The 17,536-nt window shown below is 51.4% G+C and carries 17 protein-coding genes and 1 tRNA gene; 5 read left to right on the top strand and 13 right to left on the bottom strand.

What is annotated here, in order from left to right:
- Window positions 1-14: 14 nt before the first annotated feature.
- The 3 genes from HCZ99_RS03445 to HCZ99_RS03455 all read right to left on the bottom strand — a co-directional run bounded on the left by HCZ99_RS03445 (window position 15) and on the right by HCZ99_RS03455 (window position 3,247).
- On the bottom strand, window positions 15-1,508 hold the full coding sequence (locus HCZ99_RS03445; RefSeq protein WP_167445447.1) for a sensor histidine kinase: 1,494 nt from the start codon (window positions 1,506-1,508) through the stop codon (window positions 15-17).
- Window positions 1,495-1,971 (bottom strand): hypothetical protein, encoded by a 477-nt coding sequence (locus HCZ99_RS03450; protein ID WP_167445448.1) that lies wholly within the window; start codon window positions 1,969-1,971, stop codon window positions 1,495-1,497. The genes HCZ99_RS03445 and HCZ99_RS03450 overlap by 14 nt, the downstream gene beginning before the upstream one ends.
- Before the next feature lie 91 nt (window positions 1,972-2,062).
- A complete protein-coding gene (locus tag HCZ99_RS03455) occupies window positions 2,063-3,247 on the bottom strand; it encodes an EAL domain-containing response regulator (protein WP_167445449.1) in 1,185 nt (394 codons plus the stop codon).
- A 154-nt stretch (window positions 3,248-3,401) separates the two neighbouring features.
- Between HCZ99_RS03455 and HCZ99_RS03460 the strand changes: the two genes are divergently transcribed.
- The 5 genes from HCZ99_RS03460 to HCZ99_RS03480 all read left to right on the top strand — a co-directional run bounded on the left by HCZ99_RS03460 (window position 3,402) and on the right by HCZ99_RS03480 (window position 8,820).
- Window positions 3,402-4,397, top strand: coding sequence for a DNA-binding response regulator (locus HCZ99_RS03460; protein ID WP_167445450.1), 996 nt, complete (start codon window positions 3,402-3,404; stop codon window positions 4,395-4,397).
- Between the two features lie 91 nt (window positions 4,398-4,488).
- The gene (locus HCZ99_RS03465; RefSeq protein WP_368484216.1) at window positions 4,489-5,202 is read left to right on the top strand and encodes a sugar transferase; all 714 of its coding nucleotides are present in this window, start codon (window positions 4,489-4,491) and stop codon (window positions 5,200-5,202) included.
- Complete coding sequence (locus HCZ99_RS03470; RefSeq protein WP_167445452.1) at window positions 5,202-6,431, top strand: outer membrane beta-barrel protein; 1,230 nt, start codon at window positions 5,202-5,204, stop codon at window positions 6,429-6,431. The genes HCZ99_RS03465 and HCZ99_RS03470 overlap by 1 nt, the downstream gene beginning before the upstream one ends.
- 1 nt (window position 6,432) lies before the next feature.
- Complete coding sequence (locus HCZ99_RS03475) at window positions 6,433-6,978, top strand: polysaccharide biosynthesis/export family protein (protein WP_167445453.1); 546 nt, start codon at window positions 6,433-6,435, stop codon at window positions 6,976-6,978.
- A gap of 174 nt (window positions 6,979-7,152) precedes the next feature.
- Window positions 7,153-8,820 (top strand): thiamine pyrophosphate-binding protein, encoded by a 1,668-nt coding sequence (locus HCZ99_RS03480; protein WP_167445454.1) that lies wholly within the window; start codon window positions 7,153-7,155, stop codon window positions 8,818-8,820.
- A 26-nt stretch (window positions 8,821-8,846) separates the two neighbouring features.
- Here the strand turns inward: HCZ99_RS03480 and HCZ99_RS03485 are convergent, their stop codons facing one another.
- The 10 genes from HCZ99_RS03485 to HCZ99_RS03530 all read right to left on the bottom strand — a co-directional run bounded on the left by HCZ99_RS03485 (window position 8,847) and on the right by HCZ99_RS03530 (window position 17,417).
- Window positions 8,847-9,494, bottom strand: a complete 648-nt coding sequence (locus tag HCZ99_RS03485; protein WP_167445455.1) for a 5'-methylthioadenosine/S-adenosylhomocysteine nucleosidase — start codon at window positions 9,492-9,494, stop codon at window positions 8,847-8,849.
- 144 nt (window positions 9,495-9,638) lie between these two features.
- Window positions 9,639-10,937 (bottom strand): SLC13 family permease, encoded by a 1,299-nt coding sequence (locus HCZ99_RS03490; RefSeq protein ID WP_167445456.1) that lies wholly within the window; start codon window positions 10,935-10,937, stop codon window positions 9,639-9,641.
- Window positions 10,934-11,782, bottom strand: a complete 849-nt coding sequence (locus HCZ99_RS03495) for an amidohydrolase family protein (RefSeq protein WP_167445457.1) — start codon at window positions 11,780-11,782, stop codon at window positions 10,934-10,936. Before HCZ99_RS03495 ends, HCZ99_RS03490 begins: the two co-directional genes overlap by 4 nt.
- Before the next feature lie 173 nt (window positions 11,783-11,955).
- Complete coding sequence (locus HCZ99_RS03500; RefSeq protein ID WP_167445458.1) at window positions 11,956-12,690, bottom strand: GntR family transcriptional regulator; 735 nt, start codon at window positions 12,688-12,690, stop codon at window positions 11,956-11,958.
- Window positions 12,691-12,971: 281 nt separating this feature from the next.
- Window positions 12,972-13,163 carry a hypothetical protein gene (locus tag HCZ99_RS03505; protein WP_167445459.1) on the bottom strand — a complete coding sequence of 64 codons (192 nt, stop codon included), beginning with the start codon at window positions 13,161-13,163 and terminating at the stop codon, window positions 12,972-12,974.
- A gap of 178 nt (window positions 13,164-13,341) precedes the next feature.
- Window positions 13,342-14,043 carry a hypothetical protein gene (locus HCZ99_RS03510; RefSeq protein WP_167445460.1) on the bottom strand — a complete coding sequence of 234 codons (702 nt, stop codon included), beginning with the start codon at window positions 14,041-14,043 and terminating at the stop codon, window positions 13,342-13,344.
- A 3-nt stretch (window positions 14,044-14,046) separates the two neighbouring features.
- A complete protein-coding gene (locus tag HCZ99_RS03515; protein WP_167445461.1) occupies window positions 14,047-14,688 on the bottom strand; it encodes a hypothetical protein in 642 nt (213 codons plus the stop codon).
- Complete coding sequence (locus tag HCZ99_RS03520; RefSeq protein ID WP_167445462.1) at window positions 14,582-15,352, bottom strand: TIGR04255 family protein; 771 nt, start codon at window positions 15,350-15,352, stop codon at window positions 14,582-14,584. The genes HCZ99_RS03515 and HCZ99_RS03520 overlap by 107 nt, the downstream gene beginning before the upstream one ends.
- Before the next feature lie 100 nt (window positions 15,353-15,452).
- Window positions 15,453-15,529: transfer RNA gene (locus tag HCZ99_RS03525), tRNA-Arg, on the bottom strand.
- A 151-nt stretch (window positions 15,530-15,680) separates the two neighbouring features.
- Window positions 15,681-17,417 carry an adenylate/guanylate cyclase domain-containing protein gene (locus tag HCZ99_RS03530; protein ID WP_167445463.1) on the bottom strand — a complete coding sequence of 579 codons (1,737 nt, stop codon included), beginning with the start codon at window positions 17,415-17,417 and terminating at the stop codon, window positions 15,681-15,683.
- Window positions 17,418-17,536: the final 119 nt, after the last annotated feature.

A 17,536-nucleotide genomic window follows, 5' to 3' on the forward strand; every position in this document is an offset into this window, starting at 1 on the left:
CGCCGTCAGATCGCTTAATCATTCATATTCAGTACCGGGCGAATGATCGCATTCGACTGGTCTGGTTTGGGTAAGCTGATCACGAACTCCGCCCCACCGGTATAGTCGCGCGACAGGGTCAAATCGCCGTTAAAATCGTCCTGAATAAGCTTGCGACAAATCGGAAGCCCCTGCCCCGTACCAACACCGCGTTCTTTGGTGGTGAAGAAATAATCAAAGATGCGATCGCGCAGATCAAACGGAACCCCGCCACCATTATCGCGCACATAAATATGGGCATGGGTATCATCGGATTTGAGCACAATATCAATCTTTCCACGCCGTTTGTCCGACATGCTGATTGCTTGGGACGCATTCACAATCAGATTAATCAATGCCTGCGACAGATGGTTACGACGCCCGTTGATTTCAGTCACATCGGTTTGGACATCGACCTCAAGATCGGCAATGTGTTTGACCTCGTTGCGGGTCAAGGTAACGGCTGTATCAATTTCCTCGATGATGGAAATACGTTCGATCACATCGTTATCTGGATGGGCAAATTTACGAATGCCGCGCACGATTTCGGCAATACGCTGAAGCCCCTGAATGCTTTCGTCAATCGCCATCGGGACTTCTGCACTGAGAAAATCGATTTTGCTCTGATCAAGGTTAAGCCACGTGATCTTTTGCTGGTCATCGCGTTCGATTGCGCCAACCAAGCTGGCAAAGCTGTCGGACAGGAATTCAAGATTGTTTTGGATATATTGCGCCGGCGTGTTGATTTCGTGTGCAACCCCGCCCGCAAGCGTGCCAAGCGCATGCATTTTGGCGTAATCGGCTGCTTCTTCGATGACTTCCTGTTCTTGGCGGGCTTTTTGGGCGGCGATATCCGCGGCAAAGGCGCGCTGGCGCTGCCGGATCATAAATAGCCCCAAAACCCCCATCACAAACACGCCAACGAACACCAAAAAGGACAGGGTCTGGATATCGTTCCGAACCCCGGAAATATTGGCGGTATTATAGGACGAGGTGAAATTGGTGGTTCGAACAACCGCCTGCTGGAGCGGCTCATCCAAAAAATCAAGCAACCCCAAAAGCGTAATCAGCTGCGCCTTGGGATCGGACATACCCGCAATTGTCTCGTCAATACGGGCAATCTGCTTTTCAAGCGTCGAAATCAAATCGCGAACTTCGGGGATCGATGACAGCGCAGAAAAGCCCTCGCCATCGCGCAAAACATAAACGCGGCTGACCAAAAGCTCGTAACCCAGCATCACGTTTTCGGCTTCTTGCTCGGTTACTTCGCCACCGACCAAGGCGGCCTCGATATCACGCTGCAAGACAAGGTATTGCCGCTGGACCTGATAAATCGCCCAGACAAAATTCTCTCTGTAGGTGAAGCGGTCATCTTCAAGTTTTTGAACGATTGACGTCGACAGCACCGCATACAGGATCAGAAACAAAGCCAGGACGACGAAAATCGCGCGCCCCGGAATGTTTGCAAAAATCGCTTTAGTTCTGCCCATCAATCGCTTTTACCTGCCAAACAGAATAGGCCCAAAAGGTGTCCGTCTGAAAACGGACGTCGCGATCAAACGGGAAGACAAGCCAAAACGGACCCTTTTCGCGGATCGACATTTCAGCATCATTTAGGTGGTAGGCAAGGATAGCACCGTCATTGCGCAAGACGCTGGCGGGCACCATGACGCTGTAATCATTCAGTGCCGAAATCCGGATCGTGTCGGCGGTAATATCGTAGCTATCAAGCAGCAGTTTGAAATCCACACCGCGAAACTTCTGAACCCCTGAGGTCCAAGGTGTCGAGGTATAAAACTCGGTCGCGGGCATTTTCATAAGCTTTTCCATGGAAACCGTCACCGGTTCACCATCGGTTTTGCCAAGCGTAAGTTTAGCACCGGCAAAGGCTGGTGCTGCAAACAGTCCAATGACCCCACAGACCATCACAAAAAGTTTCAAGCAGAATTTCATCTTCGTCCCCCAACTTCGAACCATATCTTAAGTGTGGTAGCACCAGATCATGAGAACAATAGTCTTAATGTAATTTTGGCGATGTCTATCATCAACCAGAGGCGGTTACATTTGTCCTAACCTTGTCTTCCCATTCTTCCAGTGTCACGGGGCCACCAAGATAAAAACCCTGCAATTCGGTTATTCCATATACCTGCAATTTTTCGATCAGTTTGCGGTTTTCAATCCCCTTTGCCGAAATCGATACACCAAGTTTTGAACATACCCGCGCAATCCATTCAACGAAGGCATCATCGAGAAAATCTGTCATGGTTCCGCTGACCAATTCACGGTCAAGCTTGATGCCCGCGAAAACTTCATGACGCAGCAATTCCAGCGAATTGTTCCCGGAACCAAAATCATCGACGAAAAGCGCAATGCCGCGTTCGCGCAGACGTAAGGCATTTGCAAACAATTGATGATCATTCATCAGGATTTGGCGTTCAGGGACTTCAAAAGTCACCACGACACCGCGCATCCGCATTTTTTCATAGAACCTGATAATCAGATCAAGAAACTCTGCATTCTTAAGCGAGTATGTCGACAGGTTGACCGCAACACTGGCATTATTTTCCATCAGGTCACGGTATCGTGGCGCCTGATCAACCATCAGCGCCATCAATTGGCTGGTCAGCCGGTTAATCACCGGATGGTCACGGCAGGCGTCGAAAATCTCGTCGATGCCATATTCCTTTTCAAGCGACGGGATACGGCACAGTACTTCGCTGCCGCACAGGCCCAAATCACTTGCACGGAACCGTGGCTGTAAAACCGTTCGAAAGTCCGCACGATCAATCGCCGCATTGACCATCATCGGTGTCGGTCCATCCACCGGGATCTTAAGCGGTTCTTTCAATTGAATAACGCGATCAATTGCGTCTTTAAGGACGGCCACCGAAACCGGCTTTGCCAAAACCCGGGTCACCATGGCGTGGTTAATCGCCTCGCGGAGCGAAATGCTTGAAACATTGCCCGAAAGCAAAATGCGCGGGATGGTTGGCGCAGACCGGGCTGCTTTTTTCAAAAAGCCAATACCGTCCAAAGTCGGCATCACCAGATCGGCAATAATCAGATCAATCTGGGCACGATTCTGCGTTAGCCAGGCAAAGGCTTCTTCCGAGTCTGTATGGGTGACGAGGTCAAAGCTGCCTGAAAGCGCCCGTCGCACGGACGCCAGCAGCTTATCGTCGTCATCAACCATCAAAATGACAGGGCGCTTACCGCCAACGGTTTCCATAAATGGAAATCTCCAAACTTATCAAAAAACGCATAAATACAGATAAGGTCAGGCACCTCATCAAGCGATTGATCAAATGCCGGGACTTTGATGCTTTGGAAATTAATGTCAGAGTAGAAATTCGAATATCCCCATTTGTGGAGGGCACTTTCAGATGAATGCAAAATCACCGGTAAGAATTGCCTTTGTTGACGATGACGAAAATCTTCTGTCGTCCTACCGGAGGAATTTTGCCCGTCTGATGCCCGAATGGGAGGCTGTCTATTTCACAGACCCACTTGCCGCACGGGACGCCATCGCCCAACAGGCCGATCAAGGGGCAGATGAAACCGGCCATATCGTTGCGGCCATTGTCGATATCCATATGCCGGGCATGACCGGCTTGGAACTGGCCGAGGAACTCCGCAAAACCCGCGATGATCTGATCATTGTGATGCTGACCGGCTATGCCGATCTGAAATCGGCCTTAACCGCGGTCAATGAACTGGGGGTCTATCGGTTTTATCCCAAACCGACAAATCTTCAGATCATCCTGGAAGGCATCTCAGACGAGATCAATCGTCGCGGTACGCAAACCCAAGCCCCCCTGCCGACGGCCTTCCTTGATTTGTTTCAACTCGGTGTCGTGGCTGTTGATGGAACGCTTGGCGTATCGCACATGAATGCGCAGGCTGCCGAAGTTTTGCGCAACGCATCCTTGGTGCGGATAGATGCGAACAATACCCTGGTCTTCAGCCCGCAACCCGATGGCCTCGACAGTTTTTTAAATCCGCCCGCCAACCTTGCCCCGCGCCGTCAACAAAGCTTTGCCTTGGAACAAGGTGATGAAAAGCTGTCCCTATTTGTCCGCCGGATGCCAAAATCATCTAACGGCGAAAGTAGCTTCATGTTCATTCTGGTCGATCCGTCGCAACAAAGTGCGCCGGCGATTGATGATTTAATGGACCTGTTTGGCCTGACCCGGTCAGAGGCAAAATTAACCCAAAAACTGGCCGAGGGCCTACCGCTTGATCAGGCCGCCGAACTGGTTGGGATTTCACACAGCTCGGCCCGGACGTATCTCAAAACCATCTTTTCGAAGATTGGTGTTAACCGACAGCCACAATTGATGAAAACGATCCTCTCGACGATCCCATCGCTGAGGTCATAAGACCAAAGAACGTCGACATATCACCTTGAATTACGTCACCTTTTCGCTACCCTAAGTTTAACTGGCATTTGGGGAATGTGGGGGCAAGAAGGTGCTGCGTGTCGTTAGAAGAAATCCATCACGGCCCTATATTCCAAATACCCAAATCATCCATGCGCCTATATCGGCGGCAAAATCCATATATCAGCATCTGCCAAACCTTAAACGAACCTATGATGTTGGATTGGCCAGTGTTGCCGTACTAGGCCTATTGCCGGTCATGCTTGTCATTTATGGCCTGATCCGATGTTGCGGTTTTAACCAACCGATTTTCACCCAAAAGCGGGTTGGTCAGGACGGGCGGGTTTTTACGATCGTTAAATTCCGAACCTTGCCCGAAAACACCATGGCCACCGCCGTGTTTCGTCCTATGGCCGGTCATTGGTGCCAACCGATCTTGTCCCTGCTTCGTTGCAGCGGGCTTGACGAATTACCACAGCTTTTCAACGTCTTGCGCGGTGATATGTCACTGGTGGGGCCCAGACCGCACATGATTTCCGATCATATCCGTTTTGCCGCGATCCATCCCGATTACGAAAAACGCCTGATCGCAAAACCGGGATTGACCGGCTGGGCGCAAATACGGGGATGGCGTGGGACGGTTCGTACCCATCATCACTTGGCCGAACGGGTTGCCCACGATCTTGACTATATCACCAACCAAAATTTGCTTTTTGATCTGAAAATTCTGATCGGTACGGTTCTGTTGCCGTTTAGCCGACCCCAGAAAACCACCACCTGCCGCCCGACAAAGCAGGTGCTGTGATGCAGGTCCGCGTGCGGTCTTTGATCATGATCGTGTATGGCTTGGGTTTGACCATCATGCTTTGGCCGATAACCAGCATGGCACAAACACCGCCAAAGACGGATGAAACAGCAATACGGTTAGGGCGCTTTGTGATCAGCCCCGCAGTCTCTATCCGCGAAAGGTTTGACGACAATATCTATCTTGCAGATGACAACCCGACATCCGATGTCATTACGCAAATCGCACCGCGTTTAAACCTGCAATCTGAGTGGCGGTATCTTAAACTTTATGTCGGTACAGGGGCCGAGCTTGGCTTTTTCGCCAAGTCCGATGATGACAATTATCAAGATGTCGATATGCGGGCGGGGGCGGAGCTTGATATCGGTGGCAACACGTCTCTTGAAGGGGCCTTTGAATGGCATCGCACCCACGATCCGCGCGGGGGAAATGATGTCCCGACCGGGGCGACTGAACCGGTGATCTTTCGCGATGTACAAGCCCACCTAAAGGCCAGCCACGCCACCAACTTCCTGCATTACCAAACGGAACTAGCCCTCAGGCGACTTGATTTCGAAGATGCCACCGATAGCTCAGGCGATCACATTACCAATGACGACCGCAACCGGCTTGAAACCCGTGAAGCCATCCGGGTGTTGATGCCCCTTGATTTGGGCCGGGAATTTTACGGCGAATTTAATTTCAATCAGCGGCAATATGATCGCATCCCCGATGACGCGGGACTGGTCCGCGACTCTGCCGGGTTTCAGGTGCTTGGCGGATTACGGTTTGATCTGACAAACCTGATCACGGCCGATATTGCCGGGGGATGGATGGCGCAAAGCTACGCCGACCCGGCATTTGGCAATATTGCCGATTATACCCTGCGCGCCGACATCGATTGGGCGGTCACGCGTTTAACCAACATCGGCGTCAAAGCCGCCCGGCAAGTCCGCGAAACCACCCTGCCCGGCGCAAGTGGTATCGTCGCCTTTGACGGTGGCGCGCGCATTTCACACGAACTCCGGCGCTTTTTATCGATTACGGCAAATGCAAATTATACCGACAAGGCCTTTCAGCAAACCACGCGGCGTGACCGCACCAGTCGCTTTGGGCTTGGGTTAAATTATCAGCTCAATCGTTTTGCGCGGTTTGATGCGGGCATTGCCCATGACATGCGAAATTCGACCAGTGCCGGCCATGACTATCGCCGTCTTCAAACGCAACTCAGCCTCAAGCTGGAGATGTAAGATGCTTCATCGCCCAACCAACTTTGTGATGATGGTTCTGACCTGTTGTGTCCTGCTATTGGGCGGGCTTCATCCCCTAAAGGCACAAACCATCTACCGGATTAATTCGGGCGATACGGTGCGCGTCACGGTATTTGGCGAAACGGCGTTATCGGGGGACTTTGCCGTTGATGCCGATGGTCGGATCAACATGGCGCTAATCGGGCCGGTTGATGTGCGCAACCTGACAGCGGATCAAGCGCGTCAGAAACTTCAAAATGCCTATCAAGACGGTTTTCTACGCCAAGCGGACGTCGCTGTTGAAATCATTGCCTTTCGCCCGTTCTTTATTGTTGGCGAAGTCAATCAACCGGGCTCTTATGATTTTGTGCCGGGCATGAATGTTCTAAATGCCATCGCCCTTGGCGGTGGGATGACCTATCGCGGTGACGAGGATGACATCGAAATCCAGCGTGGCAATGACACCAACCGGGTCACATTGGAAGCATCCCTTAGCACCATCGTCATGCCCGGCGATATCGTTAGAATTGCCGAACGGTATTTTTAAAAGGCTGCATTTTAGAACGGCTCAACAGTGCGTTGAATTTTCCCAACCTTTTTGCGTTCTGATATCTTTACCTTGGCCCCTGATCCGTGATGAAATCGGGTTTGCGCAATCCACCGCGCCAACAACAAACAAATCGATTTGGCCCCACCGCCCATCACACGGAGTTCTTCACACATGTCCACGAAAACGGAAATGCGCCACGGCGGACGTATTCTGGTTGATCAGTTGGCCCTTCACGGTGCCGAACGCGTTTTTCTGGTCCCCGGCGAAAGCTATTTGGCCGTTTTGGATGGCCTTGTGGATCATCCCGATATTGATCCGATCATTTGTCGGCAGGAAGGCGGGGCGGCCATCATGGCAGAGGCCTATGGCAAACTGACCGGAAAACCCGGCATTTGCATGGTGACACGTGGCCCCGGTGCGACCAATGCATCGGCGGGCGTCCATGTTGCCCACCAAGACAGCACACCAATGATCCTTCTGGTCGGGCAGATCGGCCGCGATATGGTGGACCGCGAAGCATTCCAAGAGGTCGATTACCGCAAGATGTTTGAACCCTTGGCCAAATGGGTTGGGCAGATTGATGATATTAACCGCATCCCCGAATATTTGAGCCACGCCTACCATATCGCGACATCTGGTCGCCCTGGCCCGGTCGTGCTGGCCCTTCCCGAAGATATGCTGTCGGGATGCGCCGAAGTGGCCGATGCCAAACCATACGTCCCGATTGAGGCCAAAACCGCCCCCGATGATGTTGCGCGTTTTCACAACGCGTTGAAAGAAGCCAAACAGCCGATCATGATTGTCGGTGGGGGTGGCTGGACACGTGAAGCCACCGAAAACCTTAAATCGTTTGCAACACGAAACAATGTCGCGATTGCGACCAGTTTCCGCTGTCAGGACTATATTCCAAATACCCACAGCCACTTTATCGGTGATGTCGGCATTGGGATTAACCCCAAACTGGCCGAGTTTATCCGCGATAGTGATCTGGTGATTTTGGTGGGGTCACGTATGGGCGAAATGACCAGCAGCGGCTATGACCTGCTTGATATCCCCTGCCCGCGCCAAAAACTGATCCATGTGTATGCCGGGCCTGATGAATTGGGCCGAGTCTATCGCCCAGATATTGCGATCAATGCGTCTCAGCGGTCGTTTATCCGAGCGATTGCGATGATGGAGCCGGTCGATGGCAGTGCCCGTGATGCCCAAATCGAAAACGCCCACGCGGCATATCTGAAATTCTCCACCCCGCTTGATACGCCGGGTGATGTCAAAATGGCCCATGTGGTCGCCGAACTGCGTGAAAAGCTGCCGGACAATGCGATTGTCACCAATGGGGCTGGCAATTATGCCGCCTTTTTGCATCGCTTTTTCCGCTACCGCGACTATCGCACGGAATTGGCACCGACATCGGGATCAATGGGCTATGGCCTGCCGGCATCGGTATCGGCAAAGCTGACGCATCCGGACCGTCCAGTGGTATGTCTTGCAGGGGATGGCTGCTTTTTGATGCATGGGCAGGAATTTGCCACCGCCGTTCAATATGGCGCGAACATCATCACATTGGTTATCAATAACGGCATGTTTGGCACCATCCGCATGCATCAGGAACGCAATTATCCTGGCCGCGTTTCGGGCACGGAACTGCACAATCCCGATTTTGCCGCCTACGCCAAGGCATTCGGTGGATACGGCGAAACCGTCACACGAACCGAGGATTTCGGGCCGGCCTTTGACCGTGCGGTCGCCAGTGGCAAACCTGCGATCCTTGAAATTCAGGTCGACCCACAGGCCTTAACGCCGATCAAAACCCTTGATCAAATCCGCACGGGAAGTTGATCATTTCGAAAAGGTAATAAGGCAGATCAGCCTTTTGATAGGCTGATCTCGCCGCTTTCCAAACCGGCATGAAGCAGATCAACAGCCCGGCTTAGCTTTTCGTCGATCACATGCAAATAAGCCGTCCAGTCTGACAGCTTGGACAGCTCTTCCTTGCCATCGGAAATCCCGCGCAGGCCGATCAGGGGCACATCAAATTTGTGGCACACCCGCAAGATGGCAAAGCTTTCCATATCAACCATATCGGCATCAATCGCGTCATATGCGGCACCTGACACAACGTTGGCGCCGGTTGAAAGACGTGCTTCGGGGATGCCGGGAATGCGAAGAGGCAGCATGATTTCGGCAGGGAAATCAACAAACGGCGTGCAGCCCTTCTCGAACCCCAAAACAGATGCGTCCATATCGCGGTAAGATACGGAAATCGCCTGATAAACCTCAGCCTGCTCTAGCGTTCGTGACCCGGCCGAGCCAAGGGTCACGACCAAATCAGGCAGGTCTTTGGCATTTTCAAGCTCCGCCAGCGCCACCGATAAGTTAATCGCCGCCTCAATCGGGCCAACACCAATCATCAATGGCGTGAAACGCTGCTTAAGGAATTCCCCATATTCCGCTGGTGCTGCCATTGCAAACAACACGTTGTAACCTGCAAAATCATGAAGATAGCCGCGCATAACCTGATCTCTCTTGTTCGTCGTTCCGCTGATATGGACCCTATCGCAAAGCCAGTTCAGGCACATCTGAAATTTCAGAGAAAACAAAAAATGGCCGCCCGAATACCGGACGGCCATTTAAGATATCATTTTGGGTGTCTGGTTTTACAAGACGAAGGTCAGCACGATATTGGCCAACATCGCCCCAATAAACCCAATCGGCGCGGCACGGAACAACAACCGAGAGAACAAAGAACGACGTTCCTGTTCATCGGGTGCGGAACTCAGGATAAGGCTGCCACCCGATGAAAATGGAGAGATGGATGTTGCCTGCGCCCCAACGACAATCGCCACAAACATCAGAACCGGACTGATTGCCAATTGGTCAGACAGCACCGGCACCATCGGGAACAGGGCCGGCGTCACGACACCAAGCGTGCTGGCAAACAGCGACATGATCGCCGCGACAATGCCAAACATAAGCGGCACCAAAAAGGCCGGAATATTCCCACCGATCCATTCAGAAAGCTGAACGATCGTCCCGGCTTTAATGGCGATTGCAATCAACATGCCCATACCGCAAATCATGATCAGTGTGCCCCACGGCAACGAACTGATCGCCTTGCGTTCATCCCCCAATTTCAAAAGAAGGGCGATGACGGAAAAGACACTGGCAATCAAACCAATATTGATTTTTGAATTGATGAAATTGACCGTCGCATTGTCCGGCGCAATCAGGTTGGCAATCGGCGCTGCTAACACCACAGCCATCATGACAAGGGTCAAAACCAAGGTCGTTTTTTGCTGAGATGTCAGCGGTTCTGGTTTTGTCACATCCCCCAAATCGGTGCCCATCGTGCGATGGCGGCCAAACACAAACAGCAACACCGATATGACGATCAGCGGCAAGACAAACGTGCTGGCGAAAATCGCAGTTGCGTTGATAAAGGCATCATTGTCCGAAATTCCGGCCGTTGTCATAAGCCCACGGAAAATGATCCCGCTTTGGCTGGACATAAAGTTCGCCCCGCCCAATGCGCCATAGTTCACGGCCAAGCCACCAACGATCAGGTCCATGCCGGTGCGTTTGCACAAAATCAGGGTAACCGGCGCCATAAAGGCCAGAACCGTGTAGTAACCAGCGCCCATTGCCGCAATCACAGTCGCGGTCAAAAACACCGCAAACGGCAGAAGCCAAGGCGCGTTCCGGCAAAAATACAAAAGATGCCCAGCCAGCTTTTCCAAGGTCCCGTTGACCATCGCAAAGCTGTAAAACAGGCAGACCGAAAAGATCACAAAAAAGATCTTAAGCGGCCACATCGCTATGACTTCCTTGGGCGAAAGTCCCATGACAAAGCAGCCCAGGATATAGGCAAAAGCAATGGCAAACAGGCCGATATTAATCCGGGTGATATAGCCCAGGAAAATGGCCAGAAGAATGGCCAGAACAATCAGAAGGCTCATTTGGAATTCCGATCTTCCACGTTTTTATCGAACCCGAACAGGCGCACTGCATTTGCACATAGCACCTGATCACGCTCTAGCGCGTCAGGCAGCAATGCGACCAGCCGGTCATATTGTTGATGGTAATTCACGACGTCTTCGTGCTGGGTATGCGGCCAATCGCTGCCCCAAACAAAACGATCAATCCCGCCGCATGCCGCGCGCAAATGTTCAAGCGCACTTGCCGCCGCCACAGCATCAAGCCCGGCACGATAAGGTGCTGAAAGCTTCACCCAAATGCGGGGTTCTTTGGCCAAAAGCGCAAGAAACGCGGCATGTTTTGGATTGTCTGGATCAATCTGCCCCCCGGGCAGGCCAAAGTGATCAATCACAACAGTCACGCCCGCGGCCACCATGGCCGGGACAATGTCGATCAGGTCTTCGAAACGACGCTGGATTTCAACCTGCCAGTCTAGTTTCGCAAGACGTTCAAAAAAGGCTGTCCATGCCGGATCGCGGTAATCTTCAATATCTTTGCCAACAAGGTTAAGCCGTGCGCCGACAAACCCGGCTTTGGCAAGGTCCATAAGCTTGGCATCATCAATATCGCGATCAATCACCGCAACGCCGCGCAGCCGGTTGGGATGGGCGCGCAAGGCGGCTTCGATGTGACTGTTATCGGTACCCAGAAAACTGGGCTGAATCAGAACGCCGTGGCTGATCCCCGCGGCATCTTGAAGGCGCAACCAATCATCAAGGGCTGCTTCATATTCCGGGCTATAGCGACGCCCGGCAACCATCGGCAAATCGGGATGGAAAATATGTGCGTGGGTATCAATACCCGTCACGCGACACACAGAGGTCATTTTACCGTCTCCATCTTAGGGGATTTTCACGTGTTTTCACCGTACGCGCGCCAAAAGAAGTTCGGGTGCGCAGCAAACGTGAAACCGCAAAAACAAGGGAAATCTAGCCAAGATCAACCACCCGCCGGGGATGTGCCCGGCATTACAGCTGGCGGTCGCGACCTTGGCCGGAATTACGTGATATTGCTGCGATACCGGAACCGCGCGGCATCGCCATAGGCCACACGCCATTCGATCGCATCACCTGTCAGGGAAAAGGCCGTGCGCTCAATGCGGGCAAGCGGATCCCCCGGCGACAGGTTCAATCGTTGTGCTTGGGCCGGGCTTGCGGTGGCGAAACTGACCTCGTCCTCTGCACGTGCGACAAACACGCCGTACCGTTCTTGATAATAGGGATAAAGCAAGGGGCCGATACTGCTGGCATCGACACTGTCAAACCCGTCAAACAGGTGATTTGGCAGCCAGATTTCCTCAGACAGCAGAATTTCATCAGACACCACGCGCAGGCGATCAATCCGGATGCAATCCTCTGTACCAAGGATGTGCGCTGCCTGTGATGGCGCTTTCACACGTGTCCGCGCGATAACGCGGCTGACTGGGATTACCGGCTTGCCATCTTTGGGCTGCAAGGCAAAAAAGCGGAACAAGGTCGCGTCAAATGCGGGTTTACGCAAAAACGTTCCCGATCCCTGACGGCGTTCCAAAAGTCCTTCATCGACAAGCTGTTGAATTGCACGTCGCACCGTTCCGACGGACAAGCCGCTTTCGCGTGTCAGAACATTTTCAGACGGCAAAACATCGTCCGCGCGCCATTCACCAGCGGCGATACGCGCTGCCAGGCGATCACGCAATTGCAAATAAGCCGGAAGCCGCTTGTCGGGCTCCCGCTCTTGTTGAATTTGTACCATCTCGTTTCCTCCCGAGACCTCGACAATACAAATTCCAAAACCTCAGTCAACTAGTTCTATATAGAACTATATATATCAATAACGTACTAAAGGCGCGCTGGATCGGAGCAGGATAACGGACGCAGTTTTCGTACGCACTCAGGTTCACGTCGTTTTCCAGATCAACCATATCGGCATCAATCGCATCATTTGCATCACCTGAAACAAAATTGGCACGGTTGAAAGTCGTCCTTCGAAGGCACAGGGAATCCGGTATGGCAACGCGACTTCGGCAGTCAAATTCACAAACGGCGCCCAACCTTCTGGAAGTCCGAAACCAATGTATCCATATTGCGGTAAAATACCGAAATCGCCTGATAAACCTGAGCTTGATCTAGCGTTCGTGACCTGGTCGAGCCAAGGATCACGACCAAATCAGGGAGGTCTTTGGCATTTTCAAACACCGCCAGCGCCACCGATAAGTCAACCGCCACCTCAATTGGGCCGACACTAATCAACAATGGCGTGAAACGCTGCTTAAGGAACTCCCATATTCCGCTGGTGCTGCCATTGCAAACAACACGTTGCGACCTGCAAAATCATGAAGATAGCCGCGCATTAAATATTTAACCTAGATCATTAATTTCGTTCAACCTGATGGAACGATTGCAGTTACCTATGTCTTGCTCTGTCTTCTGTAAACGGGCAGCAATTATGTAGTTCTTCAACCAACGCGACACCTTTCGACGCAGCCTCGGTAAACTGCAAAGGCAGGTTCTCCTCACCCGACGCTGCCGCCACCTCTTCCGGCCGGAAACGCTTCGCCAAATTTGATTCCTCTAATTTTGCTACGTGATGACCCTCAACATTGCGCTGGCGCAACCAATAGGTAATCTTGTTCTGCCAATCCAAGTCGTCGGGGCGCTCTTCAAAACTACTTTCATCAAGTAGCTCAAGCCCTAAACACTTAAAGATTTCCAAAATAAAGGTTGCACAAGTCAAACCGTCCCCTGCATGAACCGATGGATTATACTTACCGGTCACACGGTCGAAAGGTTGGGTTTGTCCCAAGAACGAGTATGGAATTTCGCTACCGGTGTTCGAGCCTGTAATGAGTTCAATAAATGAGACGACAGCTCGTAAAGGAGCATCAGGGATAGCTATTCTGACCCAATCAAACTTAAAATGAGCTGTCTCACTAGCCAACTCGTCGATCAATTTGCAGTGCCAAGCCAAATGGCACACTCTCACCTGATTATCTTTGCGATAAATAATGCCGACATGCCGCTGCCCCTCTGATGTCTCCGCGATTCCTAATGAAACCACTTGAATACAATTCACATCAGCAGATTTGTGACAAACAAGCACTGACATCCCTCAAATTAGACCGAACAGAAGATCTTTGGGATTATCGCCCTTACTTTTAATCTTATCTTGAATGTTATCAACTGCACTATTCCAAGCACGAAACTCATCCTTCTTTGGATAAGTAAACCTGAGAATAGCAGCCTTCAACTCCAAGCTCATTCGGATATTTCCTAGCAAGAATAGAAGATGATCTACATCAGAAAGGCGCTTTTCAGAGATCATACCATTTAGGTATTTAAAAACGTCTGTGATCTCGTCTTGCTTTGGGGAAGCTTCTTCACTTGCCTCAAATAGCCTCAACCACGACAAGTGCTCGCCACGTTTAGTGTTTTGACTAAGGCCAAAGCGCGCCGATGGATATTGGGACAAACGATGGTCCAATATCGTAAAACAGATGATCTCCGGGTCAATCTGTCTAATTGCAAGTCTATTAGACACATTTGCAATTCTATGCAGGTCATAAGATTCGTGTTGATGCTGGCTACGAGCTGCAACTTTTATTATTGCCGTGCAATTATCAGAATTAAGATCGATTTCTTCAGCTTCAGGAAACTGGCTGAGGTCCCAATCTTTCGTGGAGTTTCTCTGAAATACACCATCGGAAAAAGCTTCCTGATTTTCGATTGAAACCGTCAAGTCGCTCGAAGACATCTTCTACTCCACCAGTCAGTGCTTCCTCAGAGAAGAAATCAGCATCAATCGCAAATTTCTTAATGTTACTTTCCTCTTCCGAAGCATAGAAAGCATTTACAAACCCGTCATCAGATAAGGCAGACGAGAAGGTACCTTTCATCGAGGAGATTGCATCAGTATCAATTTCACTCGATGAATATATGCCTGAAATTGCAGGGTTCAGGAGCTCACCCCAATTGGGGTTAGATGTACCGGCATGTTGGTTAGTGATCTGATTTCGATACATTAACCCGATTCTAGTAAAGTTATTTACACCATAAATGCTTAAGAATTTTGAAATGCAGCTATGTGCATCAGCGCGAAAATCTTCCCACCTGACGTACGAGTTAGACAGGTATGATATAAAATTCTTTGCAAAATATATTTTTGATTTTTGATCGGACGAAGTGAACTCTAAAACTCTCCCATTCTGCCGCACCTGCTGAGCAGGAGCGTCCGCATTAAGAGATAATTGAATCACATCTTTCTCATTAAAAAAAGGATATTTCGCCCTGACCGCCTCCTGAAACGCAACAGGTGGCTCAGCCTCAATCTTTAAGATAGTTGGAAACCTGACTTGGCACACAACCTCTACGAGAGCATTTTTATCGTAAATTACTCTTGGCTGGGCTGGAAAAGGCATAATAAACTCTCCAAACTTCTATTCCCCAAGTAAGAAGATAAAATAGAATCTGTGTCAAGATTGTTGAAAGTTGGGAACCATGACTCCATCCCCAAGAATTTGGCGCACCCGACAGGATTCGAACCTGTGGCCTCTGCCTTCGGAGGGCAGCGCTCTATCCAGCTGAGCTACGGGTGCGCAATATATGGGGCCACGACTGGATCAAGTGGCCCGAGCGGTTTGGGTGATACAGGTTTTAAGCAGAACGGGCAAGGGTTTTTGAACCCGATTGCATCCCAGATCATCACCCAAGGCCAGTTACCCTAGCTTTGGCTGAGTTGTGGTACAATCAGCTTTCGACGTCGCGGCGCTCATACGGATCACGCACCACCCATGTGCCGTTCCATTCACGGTCCTGTTCGCGCCGTTGCAGACGCTCCATACGGTTCATCATCAGCTGGGCGGCAAAGTCGCTGTCATCAAACGCGACGACTTCTTCATAAAGTGGTCGGGCCTGATCAAAGCTGCCATCGCGATACAGCGCCATGGCGGTTTCGTATTTGCGGCGCCAATCACGGCGTTCTTCGGACAATTGCCCGCCTTGTGCCAGCACCTCGTACAAATAGACAACTTGTTCCGTACCCAGCAGCACCACATGGTCAAGATCACGCATTTCAACGTCAGCTGATGCCATTTTGGCCGTTTCGTTGGATGCCAAAATACGGGTACCGTAAACACGGTTGGCTTTTTCCAGACGGTTGGCATAGTTCACGCAATCGCCCACCACGGTATAGGAACGCGACTTGTCGGTGCCGATGGAGCCAACAACCACCTCGCCCGTTGCGATACCGATACGAATATCAAGCCCATGATCACCGATCAAATCGGCATATTTGGTTTTAAGCGCGTTAAAGCGCGCGACTTGCTCTAGCGCGGCTTGGCATGCATGGCCGGCATGGGCATTTTCGCCGCAAAACGGCGCGCCCCAAAAACCAATTACCCGGTCACCGACGAAATTATCAATAATCCCGCTGTGTCCGGCAATCGGTTCGGTCATCGCGGTCAAATAGTCATTTAGGAAATCGACCAGCTTCTCTGGCGCGGTATGTTCGGCCAGCCAGTCAAATCCGGTCAGGTTCACAACACTGACCGTCATCACCCGCTTTTCAGAGGTTTCAAGTGCGGTTTCCTGAGCAATCAGGTTATTGACGACTTTTGGATCGACATATTTACCAAACCGTTCACGCATGCGGAATCGCACCCGCAATTCGCGGGTCATGCGGTTAAATGCCTCTGCTAGGCGGGCAAAGTCGCCCTTTCCTTTGAAATCAAGGCTGGCATCAAGTTTGCCCGACTGCACGCTGTTGAGCGCATTGGTGATCATTTGCACCGCCCGCACCACCGCGTGCGCCATGTAATAGGCCAGCGAAACGCCAATCACCACGGCGGCCAGCATCATGATAAATTCGGCCTGAATCAGGAAATCTTCGCGGAGCGAGACGTTTTCAACCGTATCGGCGGCGTATTTTTCCAGCAGCAAAATCTCGTTGCGCAAATCCAGCACGATCTGACGATGCAGGCCGCGCACCATGTTTTCCTGGCGCTGGGCATCGATCAAATCGCCGTCGCCGACCCGCCCTAAAAGGCGTTCAACGCCAAGTGAAAACTGCGCAGACACATCGGCGAATTCGCGCATGCGAACATCAAGGTCAAGCAACACGCCCTTGTCGAAATGATCAGATGCCTGTGCTCGGCCAAGGGCGGCAAAGGTAAACGCCTTACGAAAGGCTTGTTCGATTTGGGTCTGCTTGGCGGTGATTTCGATTTCAAGGCCATTGAGCAACGGGGCGCTTGGGCCGTCATTTTCAACCACCCGCATATAGCGATCAATCAGGGAAATCTGTTCAAGCTGGCGCGCACGCACATCGGAAATGGCATCTTTGACCGGGGTGACATAACGCGAAACCGCTTCAAGGTCGCCATTGATCCCCAGCGACTGAATGACAGAAAAACCAGTCGCCACAACCAGCCACACGACGAAAAAGGCCGCAACACCCAGGAACTTTGCCCGAACGGTCCGTAGCATGCCGGTCCTGATCCTCCGAAATAATCGCTAAAATAACGCGTTTGTTGCTAACATATCGGGATTGGATGCGCGTCAGACAACCCAACCGACACCGCGTAAATGAGTAGGGACTGTAATGC

The sequence above is a fragment of the Thalassospira lucentensis genome (assembly GCF_011806425.1).
GTDB lineage: Bacteria > Pseudomonadota > Alphaproteobacteria > Rhodospirillales > Thalassospiraceae > Thalassospira > Thalassospira lucentensis_B.

Coding starts and splice junctions, on each gene's coding strand:
- HCZ99_RS03470 (WP_167445452.1), top strand. CDS start 5,202: ATGCAGGTCCGCGTGCGGTCTTTGATCATGATCGTGTATGGCTTGGGT.
- HCZ99_RS03455 (WP_167445449.1), bottom strand. CDS start 3,247: ATGGAAACCGTTGGCGGTAAGCGCCCTGTCATTTTGATGGTTGATGAC.
- HCZ99_RS03445 (WP_167445447.1), bottom strand. CDS start 1,508: ATGGGCAGAACTAAAGCGATTTTTGCAAACATTCCGGGGCGCGCGATT.
- HCZ99_RS03530 (WP_167445463.1), bottom strand. CDS start 17,417: ATGCTACGGACCGTTCGGGCAAAGTTCCTGGGTGTTGCGGCCTTTTTC.
- HCZ99_RS03450 (WP_167445448.1), bottom strand. CDS start 1,971: ATGAAATTCTGCTTGAAACTTTTTGTGATGGTCTGTGGGGTCATTGGA.
- HCZ99_RS03520 (WP_167445462.1), bottom strand. CDS start 15,352: ATGCCTTTTCCAGCCCAGCCAAGAGTAATTTACGATAAAAATGCTCTC.
- HCZ99_RS03480 (WP_167445454.1), top strand. CDS start 7,153: ATGTCCACGAAAACGGAAATGCGCCACGGCGGACGTATTCTGGTTGAT.
- HCZ99_RS03515 (WP_167445461.1), bottom strand. CDS start 14,688: ATGTCTTCGAGCGACTTGACGGTTTCAATCGAAAATCAGGAAGCTTTT.
- HCZ99_RS03510 (WP_167445460.1), bottom strand. CDS start 14,043: ATGTCAGTGCTTGTTTGTCACAAATCTGCTGATGTGAATTGTATTCAA.
- HCZ99_RS03500 (WP_167445458.1), bottom strand. CDS start 12,690: ATGGTACAAATTCAACAAGAGCGGGAGCCCGACAAGCGGCTTCCGGCT.
- HCZ99_RS03475 (WP_167445453.1), top strand. CDS start 6,433: ATGCTTCATCGCCCAACCAACTTTGTGATGATGGTTCTGACCTGTTGT.
- HCZ99_RS03490 (WP_167445456.1), bottom strand. CDS start 10,937: ATGAGCCTTCTGATTGTTCTGGCCATTCTTCTGGCCATTTTCCTGGGC.
- HCZ99_RS03460 (WP_167445450.1), top strand. CDS start 3,402: ATGAATGCAAAATCACCGGTAAGAATTGCCTTTGTTGACGATGACGAA.
- HCZ99_RS03495 (WP_167445457.1), bottom strand. CDS start 11,782: ATGACCTCTGTGTGTCGCGTGACGGGTATTGATACCCACGCACATATT.
- HCZ99_RS03485 (WP_167445455.1), bottom strand. CDS start 9,494: ATGCGCGGCTATCTTCATGATTTTGCAGGTTACAACGTGTTGTTTGCA.